This is a genomic window from Caballeronia sp. LZ032, assembly GCF_031451315.1.
GTDB lineage: Bacteria > Pseudomonadota > Gammaproteobacteria > Burkholderiales > Burkholderiaceae > Caballeronia.
Map to the genome: position 1 here is coordinate 1103020 of NZ_JARUXP010000003.1, position 17428 is coordinate 1120447.

At 66.5% G+C, this 17428-nt stretch carries 11 protein-coding genes; 7 read left to right on the forward strand and 4 right to left on the reverse strand.

What is annotated here, in order from left to right; translation table 11 throughout:
- Window positions 1-231 precede the first annotated feature (231 nt).
- Genes QCE69_RS26450 through QCE69_RS26460 form a run of 3 tightly spaced genes read right to left on the reverse strand, consistent with a single transcriptional unit; the run spans window position 232 to window position 6120 of the window.
- Complete coding sequence (locus tag QCE69_RS26450; RefSeq protein WP_309933843.1) at window positions 232-1179, reverse strand: ornithine cyclodeaminase family protein; 948 nt, start codon at window positions 1177-1179, stop codon at window positions 232-234.
- A 44-nt stretch (window positions 1180-1223) separates the two neighbouring features.
- Window positions 1224-2672, reverse strand: coding sequence for a TIGR00366 family protein (locus QCE69_RS26455; RefSeq protein ID WP_309933845.1), 1449 nt, complete (start codon window positions 2670-2672; stop codon window positions 1224-1226).
- A gap of 58 nt (window positions 2673-2730) precedes the next feature.
- On the reverse strand, window positions 2731-6120 hold the full coding sequence (locus QCE69_RS26460) for a molybdopterin-dependent oxidoreductase (protein ID WP_309933846.1): 3390 nt from the start codon (window positions 6118-6120) through the stop codon (window positions 2731-2733).
- Window positions 6121-6243: 123 nt separating this feature from the next.
- On the opposite strand from QCE69_RS26460, the gene QCE69_RS26465 reads away from it, so the two are divergent.
- From QCE69_RS26465 to QCE69_RS26495, 7 genes are all read left to right on the forward strand, one after another.
- On the forward strand, window positions 6244-7152 hold the full coding sequence (locus QCE69_RS26465; RefSeq protein WP_309924792.1) for a LysR family transcriptional regulator: 909 nt from the start codon (window positions 6244-6246) through the stop codon (window positions 7150-7152).
- Between the two features lie 379 nt (window positions 7153-7531).
- Complete coding sequence (locus tag QCE69_RS26470) at window positions 7532-8773, forward strand: efflux RND transporter periplasmic adaptor subunit (RefSeq protein ID WP_309924795.1); 1242 nt, start codon at window positions 7532-7534, stop codon at window positions 8771-8773.
- 33 nt (window positions 8774-8806) lie between these two features.
- The gene (locus QCE69_RS26475) at window positions 8807-11968 is read left to right on the forward strand and encodes a multidrug efflux RND transporter permease subunit (protein ID WP_309933848.1); all 3162 of its coding nucleotides are present in this window, start codon (window positions 8807-8809) and stop codon (window positions 11966-11968) included.
- A gap of 1 nt (window position 11969) precedes the next feature.
- Entirely contained in the window at window positions 11970-13433 is a 1464-nt protein-coding gene (locus tag QCE69_RS26480) for an efflux transporter outer membrane subunit (RefSeq protein ID WP_309933849.1), read from the forward strand.
- Window positions 13430-14710: a paraquat-inducible protein A gene (locus tag QCE69_RS26485; RefSeq protein ID WP_309933850.1), complete on the forward strand. Its 1281-nt coding sequence runs from the start codon at window positions 13430-13432 to the stop codon at window positions 14708-14710. Before QCE69_RS26480 ends, QCE69_RS26485 begins: the two co-directional genes overlap by 4 nt.
- On the forward strand, window positions 14707-16311 hold the full coding sequence (locus tag QCE69_RS26490; RefSeq protein WP_309933852.1) for an MlaD family protein: 1605 nt from the start codon (window positions 14707-14709) through the stop codon (window positions 16309-16311). The genes QCE69_RS26485 and QCE69_RS26490 overlap by 4 nt, the downstream gene beginning before the upstream one ends.
- Window positions 16308-16895 (forward strand): PqiC family protein, encoded by a 588-nt coding sequence (locus QCE69_RS26495; protein WP_309933854.1) that lies wholly within the window; start codon window positions 16308-16310, stop codon window positions 16893-16895. Before QCE69_RS26490 ends, QCE69_RS26495 begins: the two co-directional genes overlap by 4 nt.
- Here QCE69_RS26495 and QCE69_RS26500 read toward each other — a convergent pair.
- The gene (locus QCE69_RS26500; RefSeq protein WP_309817462.1) at window positions 16889-17368 is read right to left on the reverse strand and encodes a hypothetical protein; all 480 of its coding nucleotides are present in this window, start codon (window positions 17366-17368) and stop codon (window positions 16889-16891) included. The genes QCE69_RS26495 and QCE69_RS26500 overlap by 7 nt on opposite strands.
- Between the last annotated feature and the right edge of the window lie 60 nt (window positions 17369-17428).

Genomic DNA, 17428 nt, shown 5'->3' on the forward strand with positions numbered 1-17428 from the left:
CTGTTGCAACGGGAAAGCCCTCGTTCAGGGAGGGCAAGGGCCGCGCACGCGCATGCTTTTCAGGCGAGTGCTGCGTGAGTTGCGCTGGAGACTAAGGTAAAAGGATCCGCTTACCCGTTTCTTACGACATGCGGAATATTCGGCCGGGGTTTACGCGAAGCGTTGCGCTTCGTCATGCCATGAAGGAGGGAGCACGACGCGGACCGTAGCCCGCGCCGTGAAGAATGCGTATCAGGCGGCCAGCGGTTCTGCGCACCGCTCATACACCAGCGCAGCAGCCGCCAGATCTTCGAGCGCGGTGCCCACCGCCTTGAACAGCGTGCGCTGCGTGTCGCCGGTGCGGCCCGGCGCTTCGCCGCGGCACAGGCGTTCGAGCGTCGGCCAGTGTTCCGGGCCGCTGACGACACCCCGTTCGAGCGGCCCGAGCAGATCGCCGGACTTCTGGAACGCCTCAGCCGTATCGACGAACACGCGCGCGCCGGCGAAGCACGCGTCATCGGCTTCGCGCATGGCCGGCGTGAAGCTGCCGATCAGATCCAGATGCGAACCCGGCGCAAGCCATTCGCCTTGCACGACCGGCTGCGTCGCAAGCGTCGCGCAAGTCACGACATCGGCGCATGCCACGCTCGCGGGCAGGTCCTGCACCACGCGCGCGCCGAAGCCCAGTTCGGAAAGCCGCGCCACCAGACGCTCCGATGCCGCCGGATTCGCATCCCATACATCGACTTCGCTGATCGGCAGCACGCAGCGGTAAGCCTCCGGCACCAGACTGCCGACACGTCCCGCGCCGAGCAGCGTCATCCGCGTCGCATTCTTGCGCGCCAGGAAGCTCGCGCCCAGCGCCGAAGCGGCAGCCGTACGGCGCGACGTGATCTCGTTGCCGTCCATCTGCGCGAGCGGTGCGCCGGTGCGCGCGTCGTACAGCACATAGGTCGAATGCAGGCCCGGCAATCCAAGCGCCGCATTGCCGGGATACACGTTCACGGTCTTGATGCCGAGATAACGCCCTTCCTGCCACGCGGGCATGATGAGCACCGTACCCGCATCGCTCTCCGTTTCGATTCGGTGGTTATGCCGCAGCGGCACCGTGCAGCCTTCGACAAACATCGCCCGCAAGGCCGCGATCAGCGCGGGGAACTCCAGTGCGCCGCCCGTCGTGGCGGCATCGAACATTTTCATGACATCACTCGCTTGTCGTTTCAACTGGACAGAGACTCAAAGACTCAGGGCATGACCGGCGCGTGATAGGTCAGCGTCGGCGCGAGCACCCACAGCATGAACACCACCAGCGGCGTATGGATCACCAGTTGCGTGAACGTGAAGCCCACCACGTCCTTCGCGCGCAGTCCGAGCACGCCGAGCAGCGGCAGCATCCAGAACGGATTGATCAGATTCGGCAGCGCCTCGGCCGCGTTATAGACCGTGACCGACCAGCCCAGATGCACCTGCAGCGCCTTGGCGGCCTCGATCACATACGGCGCCTCGATGATCCACTTGCCGCCGCCCGACGGCACGAAGAAGCCCAGCACCGCCGAGTACACGCCCATCACGGCGGGGAACGATGCCTGCGACGAAATCGCGACGAAGAAATGCGCGAGATGCTCCGAGAGCGGCAAGCCGCCCGGCGCGGCTGCCTTGGTCAGGATGAACGCGATGCCGCCATACAGAGGAAACTGGATCAGCACGCCGGCCGTCGAGGGCACCGACTTCGCCACCGCGTTCAGGAAGCGGCGCGGCCGCCAGTTGAGCAGCATGCCCAGCAGGATGAACACGAAGTTGTACGTGTTGAGGTTCGAGATCGCCAGCAGCGGGTTCTTGGTCGTGAACTCATGCCCGATCCACACGAGCCCGAGCGCCACCAGCAGCACGGTCACGACAGGGCCGTATTCGAGCCACTCACCGGGACGCGTGGGCTTCTCCATCTTGAGATCGATGTCGTCGAGCGAGACGCCCAGGTCCGCCGCCGTGCGCGCACGCTCGCCGACCGGCGCCGAGAAGCCCGCGATCAGCAGCGAGGCGATCATCAGCACCGCGACCATCAGCATCGATTGCGGCAGGAAGATGGTTTCCGAGAACGGGATCACGCCAGTGATCGCGAGGAGTGTCTTCGGCAGACTGTCCGGATTGGCCTGCAACTGCGCCGCCGCCGAACTCAGGCCGAGCGCCCAGGTCGCGCCCATGCCCAGATACGCCGCCGCGCCCGCCGCGCGGTAGTCCATGCGCATGTCGGTGCGGCGCGCGAGCGCGCGCACCAGCAGGCCGCTGAACACGAGGCTGATGGCCCAGTTGAACAGCGAGGTCGCGATGCTGATGAACGCGACGAACATCACCGCGCCGCGCGCCGTCTTCGGCAGGCGCGCGAGCGCCGCGATCATCTTCGAGGCCGGCGGCGACACCGCGACCACATAGCCGGAAATCGCAACGATGGCCATTTGCATCGTGAACGGAATCAGGCTCCAGAAGCCGTCACCGAACGCAATGCCCACGCGTTGCGCCGGCGCGCCGACGGCGAGCGCGCCGATCGCGACGACGATCACCGCCACCGCGGCGAAGATATAGGCATCCGGGAACCATGCTTCGGCCCAGCGCGTGACGTTGGCCGCCATGCGTTCCATCAGGTTGCCCGGCCCCCCTTCGGGCCGTAGCGCTTTTGTCCGTGTGACCTGTTCCATTTTTCCTCTCCCCTGTGCGCGCGTTGGCGTGTTTAAGCAAAATCAGTTGATGACGCCGTCATGCATCGACGACGAGGTCCGACAGCGGAATCGCCTGGCACGCGAAGCAGATGTCGGGTTCGTCGGGCGCGTGGCCCGACAGGTGATCGGTCGAACCGCGCGCGATCCGCACCGCGCAGCTTTCGCACTGGCCGACGCGGCAGCCGCTCGGCATCGCGACGCCCAGTCCCTCGGCGAAGGACAGCAGGCTGCCGTCCACCGGCGTCCATTGCGCGACCTTGCGCGAGCGCGTGAATTCGACAGTGAAGCGCTGCGCCGCGTCGACGCGCGGCGCGGACGGCGAGCGGAACGCTTCCTTGAAGATGTCGAACGCGGGCACGCCGCGCGCGATCAGGCCGTCGGTCAGCGCGGTCATCATCGGTTCTGGACCGCAGAAGTAGAAGCGCGCGCGGCGGCGGATCAGGTCGTCGCTCACGGCTGACGCGTCGAGATAACCCGCGCGGTCGTAGTCGCGGCCCGCCATGTCCACGCCCTCGCGCGGATGCGCATAGCAGTCGAACACATGCAGGCCGGGCCACGCCGCGCGCAACGCATCGATGCGCTCGCGGAACGCATGCGCCGCGCCGTGGCGGTTCGCATAGAAGAGCCACGCCTCGGGCCGCCGGCTGACGGGTTCGATCGCCGCCAGCGATTCGAGATACGAGACGAACGGCGTAATGCCGATGCCGCCCGCGAACATCACCACCGGCTGACGCGAGCGCAGCGGCAGCACGAAAGTGCCGCCGGGCGCGCGCAGATCGACGCGATGCCCGATCTCCAGCGCCTCGTGAATGTGCCCCGACATCGCGCCTTGCGGCTGCTGCCGCACCGAGATGGTGTAGGTGCGCCGCGCCGGTTCGCTGGCGGCGCCGACGAGCGAATAGGCGCGCGTCGTGCCGCGTGCGCCGAGCGTCGGCACGTGTACCGTCACGTGCTGGCCCGGCTGGTAGTCCGGCAGCGTGCTTTCGTCCTTCGACGTAAACGTGACCGTGCGCACGCCTTCGGCTTCGTCGTGCAGATTCGTCACGACGAATTCGCGCCAGCCTTGCCACGCGCGCCGCGTGCGGTCGAATGACGGATCGGGTTCGATGTCGCAGGCGAGCGCGCGCATCGGCATGGAGCCGCTCAGCGGATCGTGCCGCGCCGACGACACCAGAGTGCTGAAGTTGCTGTTGATCTCGCCGAGCGCCGGAAAGCCCGGCATGCCGAGTTCGTCGCAGGCCTGCCACCAGCCGTATTCGGCGATCAGCACGTCGTCCGCGAGCGCTTCCTCCACACGCGCGACGAAGCGCGCCTTGCCCTGCGCCGTGCGCAGGATGACCCAGTCGTTCGACTCGACGCCCTTCTTCAGCGCCAGCGCGCGGCTCATCTCGACCACCGGGTACGGCGCGCGCTTGCGCAGGCGCGTCACGCCGCGATGCTGGCTGTGACAGTAGTAGCCGTTCTTGGTCGAGGTCAGCACGTACGGATACGCGGCATCGCAAGCCGGAGCGGCCTGCGGCTCATGCACCGGCACGGGCGGATAGCCATGGCGCAGCAGCTTTTCCGAATACAGCTCGACCTTCAGCGTTTCCGTACGGAAGCCGCGCACGCCGTCTGGGGTGGTCTTCGCGTACTGCTGCTCGCGCTGTTCGAGCGGCGGGCGGATGCCTTCGGGATGCGCCCGCAGCGTGTCGACGTCGAGCCCGAGCGGCGCGAGCATGTGATTCCAGCCCGCCTCGATGCTGCCGCCAAAGAACGCGTCCTGCATACCGAGCCGCTTGGCAAGCTCGAACACGATGTCGTAATCGGCGCGGCTTTCGCCACGCGGCGCCACCATGCGCTGACGCAATTGCACGAGTTCCACCGCCCGCTCGTCGATCTCGAAGCCGATGCGCAAGCCCTCGCGTTCCCACGGCGTGTTCACCGGCAGGAAGATGTCGGCGTAGCGCGACGACGGCGTTTCATACAGATCACAATGCACATGGAAATCCAGCGCGCTCAGTGCTGCGTGTGCCCGCGCGGTGTCGGGCTGCGACACCAGCGGATTGGTGCCAAACGCGAACAGCGCGCGCACCTTGTACGGCTCGCCCTCGATCATCGCGCGATACATGTCGCGCGCCGTGACCCAGCCTTGCGCGGGCGGTCCGAGCGGGCGTTCGGCCAGGCCCAGCGCCTTCTCACGCTGCTGCGGCGACAGCAACGCATACGTGCTCACCGCATTGGCCGGCTGCTTGACGAATTCGCGGTTCGCGCCGCGCTTGTCAAAGGCGCCGGTGAGCGCGTAGAGCGTGGCGATCGCGCGTTCGGTCTGCGTCGCGTTGGCCTGCTGGCCGACGCCCGACCACGCGTGATAGGCAATCCGCCGGCCTGGCGCGAGCAGTGCGGCGGCGCGCTTCAGGTCCGCCACCGCGACGCCGGTGAGCGTTTCGACATGTTCCGGCGTGTAGGCATCGAGCGCGCGCACATAGCAGGCAAAGGCCGGTTCGCATTCGACCGATGCCGCCACATACCGTCCCGCCAGAGCGAAATCGTCGGGCGAGGTGGCGGCTTCTTCGCCCAGCGCCTCCGCACGGCCGCGCGTGCCGTTCCAGATCACATAGCGGTTCTGCTGAGCGTGCGGATCGAGATCGCGTTCGCGCAGGAACAGCCCGGTATCGCGCCGCACGAGCAGCGGCGCGTTGGTCCACGCGCGCACGAAACGCTCGTCGATGCCCTGCGTCGCGACCATCTCGCGCGCAATGCCCAGCGCCAGCGCCGCATCGGTGCCGGGACGCACGCGCAGCCAGACATCGGCTTCGCGGGCGAGCGCGGTCGGACGCGGATCGGCAACGATCAGCCGCGCACCGTTGCGGCGCGCCGCCGCGATCGCGTCCGCCTGCGCGAGCCACGTGTTCGCCGGGTTCGTGCCCCACAGCATGATGACTTCCGAGTTGCGGTAATCCGCCGTCGGCATTCCGCAGCCGAACGTGAAGATGTGCGCCACGTCCTTGTGCCAGTTGCAGATCTCCGTGGCGTAGCAGATGTTCGGGCTGCCGTACGACCAGATGAAACGCTCCACCCAGTCGATGCTGTCGCTCATCGGCGTGCCGCTCGGCGTCGTCACGCCGAACGCCACGGTTTCCGCGCCGTGCTCGCGGCGCAGCGCGTCGAGTTTCGTGGCGATCTCGTCGAGCGCCTCGTCCCAGCTGATGCGCACCCAGCCCGGATCGGCGGCGCCCTTCGGCGCGGTGCGGCGCATCGGATGCAGGACGCGGTGCGGGCTGTGGACGAGTTCAGGCGCGGACTTGCCCTTCAGGCACATGGCGTGGCCGGTCGGGTGATCGCGGTCGGGGCGCACTTCCGCGAGCATGCCGCCGCGCACGACGTTGACCGTGCCGCAACGCGAGCGGCACAGCGTGCAATAGCCCTTTTTTTCCTGAACTTCCATCTCGTCTCCGGATTTCATAGTCGCGATGCTATGAAATCAAAATGCAATGAAGAATTCATATTTCCGATTCAGCGATATAGAATTTTTAGATATTGCTCGCCCGCCATCACCCGGATCGCCCCTATGCCTCGTCAAGTCACCCTGCGCCAGATCGAATATTTCGTGTCCGTGGCCGATACTGGGCAGATTTCGCGTTCCGCCAATCTGTGCAGCGTGTCGCAGTCGTCCATGACGATCGCGTTGCAGAACCTGGAGGACACCGTGGGCGTGGCGCTGCTCGCGCGCCACGCCAAGGGCGTGCGGCTGACCGAAGCGGGCGTGCGCTTCCTGCGCCATGTGCAGCAGGCCCGGCAATCGGTGGACCACGCGGTGCTCGCCGCACAGGAGGAACCGGGGCAGATATCGGGGATGGTGCGGATCGGCGTGACCGAGACCATTTCCGCCTACCTGTTGCCGTCGATGATGGCCACGCTCACGCGCCGGTTCCGCAATCTTCAGGTGGAGGTAATCGAGCGCGAGCGGGAAGTCGTGGAGCAGCAGTTGCTCGCCGGCGATCTCGACATGGCGTTGCTGCTCGTCTCCAACACCGCGCTGCACGACGATCTCAAGGGCGAGACCATCGTGCGCTCGCCGCGCCGCCTGTGGACGCCGCCGGATCATCCGTTGCTCGACGCACAGCGCGTCACGCTCGAAGACGTCGCGCGCGAGAACTACCTGCTGCTCGACATGGACGAGCACATCCAGACGGTTGCACGCTACTGGGGCAAGTTCGGCGTGGAGCCGCGCGTGCGCATGCAGAGCAAGTCGATCGAAGCGGTGCGCAGCCTCGTCGCGTTCGGCGAGGGCGTGACGATCCTGTCGGATCTCGTCTACCGGCCGTGGTCGCTGGAAGGCAACCGCATCAGCAAGCGCGACCTGAGCGTGCCCGTGCCGACCATGGATGTCGGCGCGGTCTGGCGTCGCAACGATCCGCCCGGACGGCAGGTGCGCACGCTGCTCGACGTCTTCAGGGCGTGGAAGCGCGCGGACTGAGCGCGCCAAAGCCTGCAAATTCATGCGAACGCTATGGCGTTTTCAGCCGTCTTCGACTATTAGTAATTGGGTCACGCACACCGCGTCCGTTGATTGAATGGCGCGGGCATTCGAGGCATGACGCATCATGCGCCGCTCTCTTACAGGCATTCGACCGACAAGACCGGAGGCAGCCACGACCCATCACTTCCATCAGGCTCGCGCGCGCTGACGTTGCATGCTGGCCTGTCCAGCGCGTTCTCATCGCAAGGCGACACGGTCATGCACGCGCGCATGACCGCGAATGCGCTCGCCTCCGCCTGAAGCGGGCCGCCGTGGCGCATGTGTCGGATTGCGCCGCGCCGCTCAACTGTCGGCCGTCCCAGAAGGGGAGGCGCCTATGGCGTTCGTGTCGGAATGGATACTGGACTGCTGCCGGTTCGCCCCACGGTCGGGCACCGGGCAAGCCGTGCGGATGGCGTCGCTTGCCGCGTTCGTCCTGCTGGCGCTGGCCGCCTGCAAGAAGCCGCCTCCCGAAGCACAGAAGCCTCCGGTCGATGTGACCGTCGTCACGGTCGCCGCCCAGTCCACGCCTGTCGAGTTCGAGTTCACCGCGCAGACGCAGAGTTCGCGCGAGGTCGAGATCCGCGCGCGCGTGGACGGCTTTCTCGAGAAGCGCCTGTACACCGAAGGCGCGCTCGTCGCCGCCAACCAGATCATGTTCGTGATGGACAAGCGGCCGTTCGAGGCCGCGCTGCAAACCGCCAAGGGCGCGCTCGCGCAGCAGCAGGCGCGGCTCTACGTGACGCAGCAGAACCTGGCGCGCGTGAAGCCGCTCGCCGCGATGAACGCACTGAGCAAGAAGGATCTCGACGACGCCCTCGGCAACGAAAAGCAGGCCGAGGCCGCCGTCATCTCGGCGAAAGGCGAAGTGCAGAGCGCCGAGCTCAACCTGAGCTACACGACCATCCGCTCGCCGCTCAAGGGCCTCTCCAGCTTCGCGCGCGTGCAGGAAGGGAGCTACGTGACGCCGACGCAATCCGGCCTGCTCACCTACGTCTATCAGCTGGATCCGATGTGGGTGAACTTCAGCATCTCGGAGAACGAGTTGCTGACGTATCGCGAGCAGATCCAGAAGGGCCTGCTGCGCTTTCCGCCCGAGAACAAGTTCGACGTGACGATCATCCAGGCAGACGGCTCCGTGTATCCGCAGACGGGCCGCATCGACTTCACGAATCCGGCCTTCAGCACCGACACCGGCACCTTCCTGGTTCGCGCGGTGTTCGCCAATCCGAAAGGCATTCTGCGACCCGGCCAGTTCGTCAAGGCGCGCGTGGCGGGCGCCGTGCGGCCGAATGCCATCCTGCTGCCGCAGCGCGCCGTGCTGCAGGGCGCGAAGAGTCATTTCGTCTGGGTGCTCGACGAGCAGTCGAAGCCGCGTCAGCGCGTGGTGGAAGTGGGCGAATGGCATGGCGACGACTGGTTCATCACGAGCGGCCTGCGCGCGGGCGAGCGCGTGATCGTGGATGGCGCGATCCGCGTGTCCGCCGATTCGCAACTGCACGTGACCGGCGCTGCAGCCGCTGCGGGCGCGTCCGCCGCCGGCGCAACGACCACCGCAGCCAGCGAGGCCGGCCAGTGATTTGATTGAAAGCTCGTCGCGCGGAAGAGGCCAATGAACATTTCCCATTACTGCATCGACCGCCCGATCTTCGCCTCGGTCATCTCGATCGTCATCACACTGGGCGGCGCGCTGTCCATGCTGGCGTTGCCGACCGCGCAGTATCCCGACATCACGCCGCCGCAGATCACCATCTCCGCGACCTATCCGGGCGCGAGCGCCGACGTGGTCGCGAACAACGTGGCCGCGCCGATCGAGCAGCAGGTCAACGGCGCGGACAACATGATCTACATGAGCTCGTCGAGCTCATCCACGGGCAACCTGACGATCAACGCGTACTTCCAGATCGGGACGAATCCGGAACTCGCGCAGGTGGACGTGCAGAACCGCGTGAACCTTGCGCTGCCGCAACTGCCGCAGTCGGTAACCTCGCAGGGCGTGCAGGTGCAGAAGAAGTCGCAGGCGTTCATGATGGTGATCGCGATCTATTCGCCCGACGAACGCTACGACGCCACCTACATTGCGAACTACGCGAACGTCTATGTGCTCGACGCGCTCAAGCGCATTCCCGGCGCGAACCAGTCGAGCATCTTCGGCACCCCCGACTACGCGATGCGCATCTGGCTCAAGCCCGACCGCATGGCGCAGCTCGGCATCACGGCCGCCGACGTGCAGCGCGCCGTCTCGAACCAGAACCAGCAGTTCGCGGTCGGCCGGCTGGGACAGTCGCCGACCGGCGCGCCCGTCGAACAGTCGTTCGCCGTGACGACCTCCGGACGCCTCACCGAGCCTTCCGAGTTCGAGAACATCATCATCCGTGCGCAGTCGGGCGGCGCGGCCATCGTGCGGCTGCGCGACGTGGGCCGCGCCGAACTCGGGCAGAAGGACTACTCCATCCGCAGCCGCTTCCAGGGCAAGCCGGCGACGGTGCTCGCCGTGTACCAGCAGCCGGGCGCCAACGCGCTCGACGTGTCGAAGCTGGTGCGCGCGCAGCTCGCCGAGATGAAGAAGACCTTCCCGGAAGGCATCGACTACCAGATCGCGATGGACACCACGGAGTTCACGCGCGCGTCCATCACCGACGTGGTGCATACCTTCTTCGAGGCGGTCGTGCTGGTGGTGATCGTCGTGTTCGTGTTCCTGCAAAGCCTGCGCGCGACGCTCATTCCGGTGCTGGCGGTACCGGTGTCGATTGTCGGCACCTTCATGGGCATGGCGGCGCTGGGCTTCTCGATCAACATGCTCACCTTGTTCGGCATGGTGCTCGCCATCGGCATCGTGGTGGACGACGCGATCGTCGTGATCGAGAACGTCGAGCGCAACATGACGGTGTTCAAGCTCGATCCGAAGACCGCCGCCAAGAAGGCCATGGACGAAGTGGCGGGACCGGTGGTCGCCATCGTGCTCGTGCTGTGCGCGGTGTTCGTGCCGGTGGCTTTCCTCGCCGGCATCACCGGGCAGATGTACAAGCAGTTCGCCATCACCATCGCGATCTCGGTGGTGATCTCGGGGCTCGTGGCGCTGACCTTGTCGCCGGCGCTCGCCGCGCTGCTGCTCAAGCCCGGGCATCACGAGAAGAAAGGCTTCTTCCGCTGGTTCGACCGTCAGTTCGAACGCATGACGCACGGCTATACGCGCGCCGTGCAGCTCGTGATCCGGCGCTTCGTGATCGGGCTGTGCATCTTCGCGGGCGTGATCGCGCTTGCCGTCGTGATGATGCGCGACATTCCCACCGCCTTCCTGCCGCCCGAGGACCAGGGTTATCTGCTGGGCGCGGTCATCATGCCGGACGCGGCCTCGCTCGACCGCACCGGCGCGGTGTCCGAGCGCGTCACCGACTACTTCATGAAGCAGCCGGCGGTGGGCAGCATTACAACGGTCGATGGCTTCAGCATTCTCGACAGCCAGAACAAGAATAATTCGTCGACCTTCTTCGTCGGCCTCAAGAGCTTCGACGATCGCTATACATCGGCCAATATCCGCACCGAGAATGCACGCGCCGTGCTGATCGACGCTTACAAGCATCTCTCGCAGATTCGCGAGGGGATCGTCGTGCCGCTGAATCCGCCGTCGATACCTGGTCTCGGCACGACCGGCGGCACCGAAATGTGGATCCAGAGCAAGGGCGATGCGCCCATCGCGCAGTTCGCGGCGCTGGTGCAGGACTTCGTCGAGCGGGCGAAGCAGCGGCCCGAACTGACGGGCGTGACGTCCACGTTCAACGCATCGTCGCAGCAGTTGCTCGCGGACGTGGACCGCGACAAGGCCGAGACGCTCGGCGTGCCGGTGGAGGACGTCTACAGCGCGATGCAGACCATGTTCGGCTCGCTCTATGTGTCTCAGTTCAACCGTTCCAGCCGGCTGTGGCAGGTGATCCTGCAGGCGGAGCCGTCGTATCGCATCAAGCCCGACGATCTCACGCAGATCTTCGTGAAGAGCAAGAACGGCAACATGGTGCCGCTCAAGGCCGTGGTCAACACGCGCTATGTCACCGGCCCCGATCTCATCACGCGCTTCAACAACTTCCCGGCGGTGAAGATCACGGCGAACGCCGCGCCGGGTTATGCATCGGGTCAGGTGATCCAGGCGCTCGAAGCGGTCGCGGCGACGCTGCCCACGGATTACGGCATCGCATGGAGCGGCGAGGCGTATGAAGCGAAGCAGTCGGGCAGCAGTTCGGCGCTGGTGTTCGTGTTCGGTCTCGTGATGGTCTTCCTGATCCTCGCGGCGCAATACGAGAAGTGGAGTCTGCCGATCGGCGTGCTGATGGCGGTGCCGTTCGCGATCTTCGGCGCGCTGCTCGCGATCCTGCTGCGCGGCCTCAACAACGACGTGTACTTCCAGATCGGCCTGACGATGCTGGTTGCGCTCGCGGCGAAGAACGCCATTCTCATCTTCGAGTTCGCCGTGCTGAACCGCGAGGCGGGCAAGTCCGTGTTCGACGCCACCATGGTCGCCGCCGAAGAACGCCTGCGCCCGATCGTGATGACGTCGCTCGCGTTCATTCTCGGCTGCGTGCCGCTCGCCATCGCGACCGGCGCTTCGGCGAACAGCCGGCATTCCATCGGCACGGGCGTGATTGGCGGCATGCTCGGCGCCACGGTGATCGCCGTGTTCTTCATCCCGATGTTCTTCTTCGTGCTCGAAACGCTGTCGGAACGCTCGGAGAAGAAAAAGAAGAAGGACAGTGTGCCGCCCAAGGAACAGGGAGACTGACATGCGCCGGTTTCCCATCGCCCTGTCGGTTCTCGTCGTGACGCTGCTGCTCGGCGGCTGTCTGCTCGGGCCGGACTATTCGCGTCAGCCGGTGGAAACGCCCGCCAACTGGCGCTTCTCCTCGGGCGAAGCCGCCGACACCGCCAACACCGAATGGTGGAAGCAGTTCGAGGATCCCGTGCTCGATGAACTGATCGACACCGCGCTGGCGAACAACAAGGACGTGAAGATCGCGGCGGCGCGCATCGATCAGTTCATGGGCCAGTTCGTGACCACGCGCGCAGCATTGTTCCCGCGGGTCTCGGCGGGCGCGACGGCGGCGCGCCAGCGCGCTTCGCAGGCCGGTCCGCAGCCTCTGGCCGGCTTCGGGCCGGTCTACAACAGCTACGAGGTGTCGGTGTCCGCCGCCTGGGAACTCGACGTGTTCGGGCGCAACCGGCGGCTGACCGAGTCGGCGCGCGCGAACCTGCTGTCGAGCGTCGAAGGGCGGCGGGCAACGATCCTCTCGCTGGTGGCGTCGGTGGCTTCGTCGTATCTGAACCTGCGCAGCCTCGACAAGCAGCTTGAGATCGCCAAAGCCACGACCGACAGTCGCGCCGAATCCGTGCATGTCTTCACGCTGCGCTTCGAGGGCGGCGAAGTCTCGCAGATGGAACTCGCGCAAAGCCAGTCCGAATACGAAGCCTCGCTCGCGACGATTCCGCAGATCGAAACCTCCATCGCGCAGCAGGAGGACGCGTTGTCCGTTCTGCTCGGCGACAATCCCGGCCCGATCCTGCGCGGCCGCACGCTCGGCGAGATGCAGACGCCGGTGATTCCGGCCGGCCTGCCGTCCGATCTGCTGGAGCGCCGGCCCGATCTGCTTCAGGCCGAACAGGATCTGATCGCGGCCAATGCGCTGATCGGCGCGGCGCGCGCGCTCTACTTTCCGCAGATCTCGCTGACCGGCCTGCTCGGCACGGCGAGCGGGCAGTTCTCGTCGCTGTTCACGGGGCCGTCGCGGGTCTGGTCGTTCGCGGGGCAGATCACGCAGCCCATCTTCACGGCGGGCAACATCTCGGGACAGGTGCAATCGGCCGAAGCGCAGCAACGCGCCGCGCTGCTGACCTATCAGAAGGCGATCCAGGTTGCGTTCCAGGAAGTCGACGACGCGCTCATCGCCTCGACCAAGCTGCACGAGCAGCTTGAGATACAGGGCCGTCAGGTCACGGCGCTGTCCACCTATTCGCGTCTGGCGCGGGCGCGCTATGAAGGCGGCTACACGAGCTATATCGAAGTGCTCGATGCCGAACGCAGCCTCTTCAACGCCCAGCTCTCGCTGACGCAGACGCAGGCGGCCGCGCTCGTCTCATTCGTCACGCTGTACAAGGTGATGGGCGGCGGCTGGGTCGTCGCCGCCGACAAGCTCACGACGCAGCAAGGCGCCGCGCCGTCCGCGTCATCCACTCCGCAGACGGTGCAATGAACACGCCCGCTCCCGGCCGCGCGCTGATCGCCTGCCCCGAGTGCGATCTGCTCCAGCATGAACACGCGGTGCCGCCGGGCGGCACGCTGCGCTGCTGCCGCTGCCGCGCCGTGCTGTACCGCAGGCGCGCGCCGGGCTTCGAGCGCGCTCTCGCCTTCGCACTCGCGGCCTGCGTGCTGTGGCTCATCTCGAACGCATGTCCGATCGTGGGCCTGTCGGTGAACGGCGATCTCGTGGAGACGACGCTCTTCGGCGCCGTGCGCGTGCTCTATCGCGACGGCATGTGGCCGCTCGCCGCGCTGATCTTCTTCACGACGATCCTGATGCCCGCGTTGCAGGCCATCGGCATGGTGTGGCTGGTGTTGCCGCTGTTTCTCGGGCGCGTGCCATGGCACGCGGATACGGTGTTCCGCCTGCTGCGCGTCGCGCGCGAATGGGGCATGACCGAAGTGCTGATGCTCGGCCTGCTGGTCGCGCTGGTGAAGCTCGCCCATATCGCCTCGGTGGTGACGGGGCCCGCGCTGTGGTCGCTGGCGGCGCTGATGGCCTTGCTGGTCGCGGCGGCCTCGGCCTGTGACGAACGCGCCATGTGGATGCGCATCGACGGCGCGCCGCCCGGTCTGCCCGCCGGCACGCCGCTGCGTGGACCCATCGCGGCGGCGAGCGGCATCTGCGTCTGTCACGATTGCGGCCTCTCTACCGCTGGTACGCGCAGGCACGAAAGGCTCGTTTGCCCGCGCTGCGGCGCGCATCTGCATCTGCGCAAGCCCGGCAGCCTGTCGCGCACCTGGGCGTTCCTGAGCGCGGCGGCCCTGCTCTACATCCCCGCGAACCTGCTGCCGGTGATGAACACCAGCTCGCTGTTCGGCGCGGAAAAAGACACGATCATGAGCGGCGTCGCGTATCTGTGGCACTCGGGCTCGTGGCCGCTTGCCATCGTCGTGTTCATCGCGAGCGTCGCGGTGCCGATGCTCAAGATCCTCGCCATCGGCTATCTCGCCGCCAGCGTCAATCTGCGTTCGACGCAGCGCAGCCCGCTGCGGGCGCGCATCTACCGGATCGTCGAGTTCGTCGGGCGCTGGTCAATGCTCGATATCTATGTGATCGCCGTGCTGGTCGCGCTCGTGCAGTTCAGCGCGCTCGCCACCATTGCGGCAGGGCCCGCCGCGATTGCGTTCGGCGCCGTGGTCGTGCTGACGATGTTCGCCGCCATGTCGTTCGATCCGCGCCTGATCTGGGACCCGCCGCCGGACGCGCACCCGGAGGCATCGCGATGAACACGCCGAACGACATGCCCGACGCCGAAGTCGTGCCAAGGAAGCGCTGGCGCATTCCATGGGTGTGGGTGGTGCCGGCGGTCGCGCTGTTGATCGGCGCGTGGCTGGCGGCGCAGGCCGTGCTCGAGAAAGGTCCGACCGTCACCATCACCTTCAAGAGCGGCGAAGGACTCGAAGCAGGCAAGACCAAGATCAAGTTCAAGGACGTGGACATCGGCCAGGTGAAGTCCGTCACGCTCTCGAAGGATTACACGCACGTGGTCGCAACGGCCGATCTCACGCGCGACGCCGCCAACATGCTCGTCGACGACACGCGCTTCTGGGTCGTGCGGCCGCGCGTGGCGGGCGGCTCGGTGTCGGGCATCGGCACCTTGCTGTCGGGCGCGTATATCGGCATGGATATTGGCAGGACCAAGCGCGACCGGCGCGATTATGTCGGACTGGAAACGCCGCCCGTGTTCGCGAGCGACGTACCGGGCCGTCAGTTCGTCCTGAAGGCCAGCGATCTCGGATCCGTGGATGTCGGCACGCCGGTGTTCTTCCGTCGTCTGCAAGTGGGACAGGTGACGTCGTTCGAACTCGACCGCGACGGCAGCGGCGTCACGCTGCATGTGTTCGTCAACGCGCCCTACGACCGCTATGTGAACGCCGATTCGCGCTTCTGGCAGGCGGGCGGCATCGACGTCACGCTCGGCACCGACGGCCTCAAGGTCAACACGCAGTCGCTCGTGTCGATCCTGATTGGCGGCCTCGCGTTCGAAACGCCAGCGGTCTCGCTCAGCTGGGCCGAAGCGCCCGCCGATACCGTCTTCAATCTCTTCGGCACGCGCGCCGATGCGCTGCGCGTGCAGGAACGCATCGTCGAAACGTATGTGTTCAACTTCCAGGGCTCGGTGCGCGGGCTGGCCGTGGGCGCGCCCGTGGAGTTTCGCGGCATTCAGATCGGCGAGGTGTCGGCCATCTATACGCGCTTCGACCCGGCGACGAAGCAGATCAGCATACCGGTCGAAGTGAAGCTGTATCCGGAACGCTTCACGTCGCGCTTCGCGAATGCGCCCCCGAAAAGCGGCCGAATGGTCAGCGACCCGAAGGAGCTCGCGGACTTTCTCGTCGAACGCGGGCTGCGCGGGCAGTTGCGCACGGGCAGTCTGCTGACGGGGCAGTTGTATGTAGCGATGGACTTCTTCCCCGCCGCGAAACAGGCGAGCGTCGACTGGAGCCGCACGCCGCCGGAACTGCCGACGACGCCGAGCGGCCTCGATTCATTGCAGGACTCGATCAACCGCATCATGACGCGCATCGACAAGCTGCCGATCGAGCAACTGACCGCGAGCGCACAGAAGACACTCAACGCGACGAGCCTGCTGATGCAGGGCCTCAATACCGATGTGCTGCCGCAAGCCGCCGCGACGCTCAATGCCGCCCGCAGCGCGCTCGATGCCGCGCACGCGACGCTCAGCCCGGATTCCGGCTTGCAGCAGGACACGGCGGAAGCGGTCCGCGAACTGACACGCACGGCGGCATCGTTCCGCAATCTCGCCGATTATCTTCAGCAGCATCCTGAAGCGCTGCTGCGCGGCAAGCCGGAGGAGAAACCATGACGCCGCGTGTGATCGTGCTGCTGGTCGTCGCGACGATCTGCGCGGGCTGTGCTTCGCCACGCGCAAGCTTCTATCGATTGAGTCCGGATGCGGCTTCGGACACCGCAGGCGCAAGTGCGATCCAGCAGGCGGTGATTGTCGGGCCGGTGACGGTGCCGGAACTCGTCGACCGGCCGCAGATCGTCACGCGCAGCACGAACAACGAAATCTCGATCAACGAATATGCGCGCTGGGGCGAACCGCTGAAGAGCGGCATCGCGGATGCCATTGCCGGCAATCTCGGCCTGATGCTCGGCTCGGACCGTGTCGCGGTGGCGTCGCGCGCCCCGGCCGATGCGCGGGCGTGGCGCGTGCGCGTCGATATCCAGCAGTTCGAGTCCGTGCCTGGCGAGGCAGTCGTGATCGACGCGCGCTGGTCCGTGCGGCGGGACAACGACAGCGGCGCTGTCACCGATGCCAGTGGCCGGTCCTTCGTGCGCGAACCGGTGAACGGCGGCGACACCGACGCGCTGATCGCCGCGCATGACCGTGCGCTCACCCGCGTGAGTCGCGACATTGCGACGGCCATCCGCAGCGGTCACTGAATGGTGTAGCCGCGTCCCTGCATGCACGCCGACCACGCGCGATAGTACGTCGACATCGCGCCCTGGCTTTGCGACTGGGCGTTCGCCTGCTCCGCGCGCTTTGCCTGCCGCGCACGCGCGCCGCCCGCCATCGTGCCCGCGACTGCGCCGGCGGCGGCGCCCTTGCCCGCATCGCCCGCGATGGCGCCAATGGCCGCGCCGCCCGCCGCCCCGCGCGCCGCACCGCCCAGACGCTGGCCGCCATGCCCGGCTTGCGCGCTCTGCGAGCTTTGCGCGCCAGTCGTGGCGGGATTGGCGGGATCCACGCCCGTGTTGCTCTTCGCCCAGCTATAGCAGGCGCCGTCGTCACTCTGCTGTTGCTGCGCGCTCTGCCCTTTGGCGGGATAGGCAATCGGCTTGCTCTGCGCGATGACATCGAGCGCGATCATGGCCAGCACGATCGCGCAGCACGTCCGTACGTTCCTTGCTCTCATGGCGACTCCTTGCGTGAGTGGCGGAGGCCCGATGGTCTGTCACGGTCGTGCGCGCCTGTG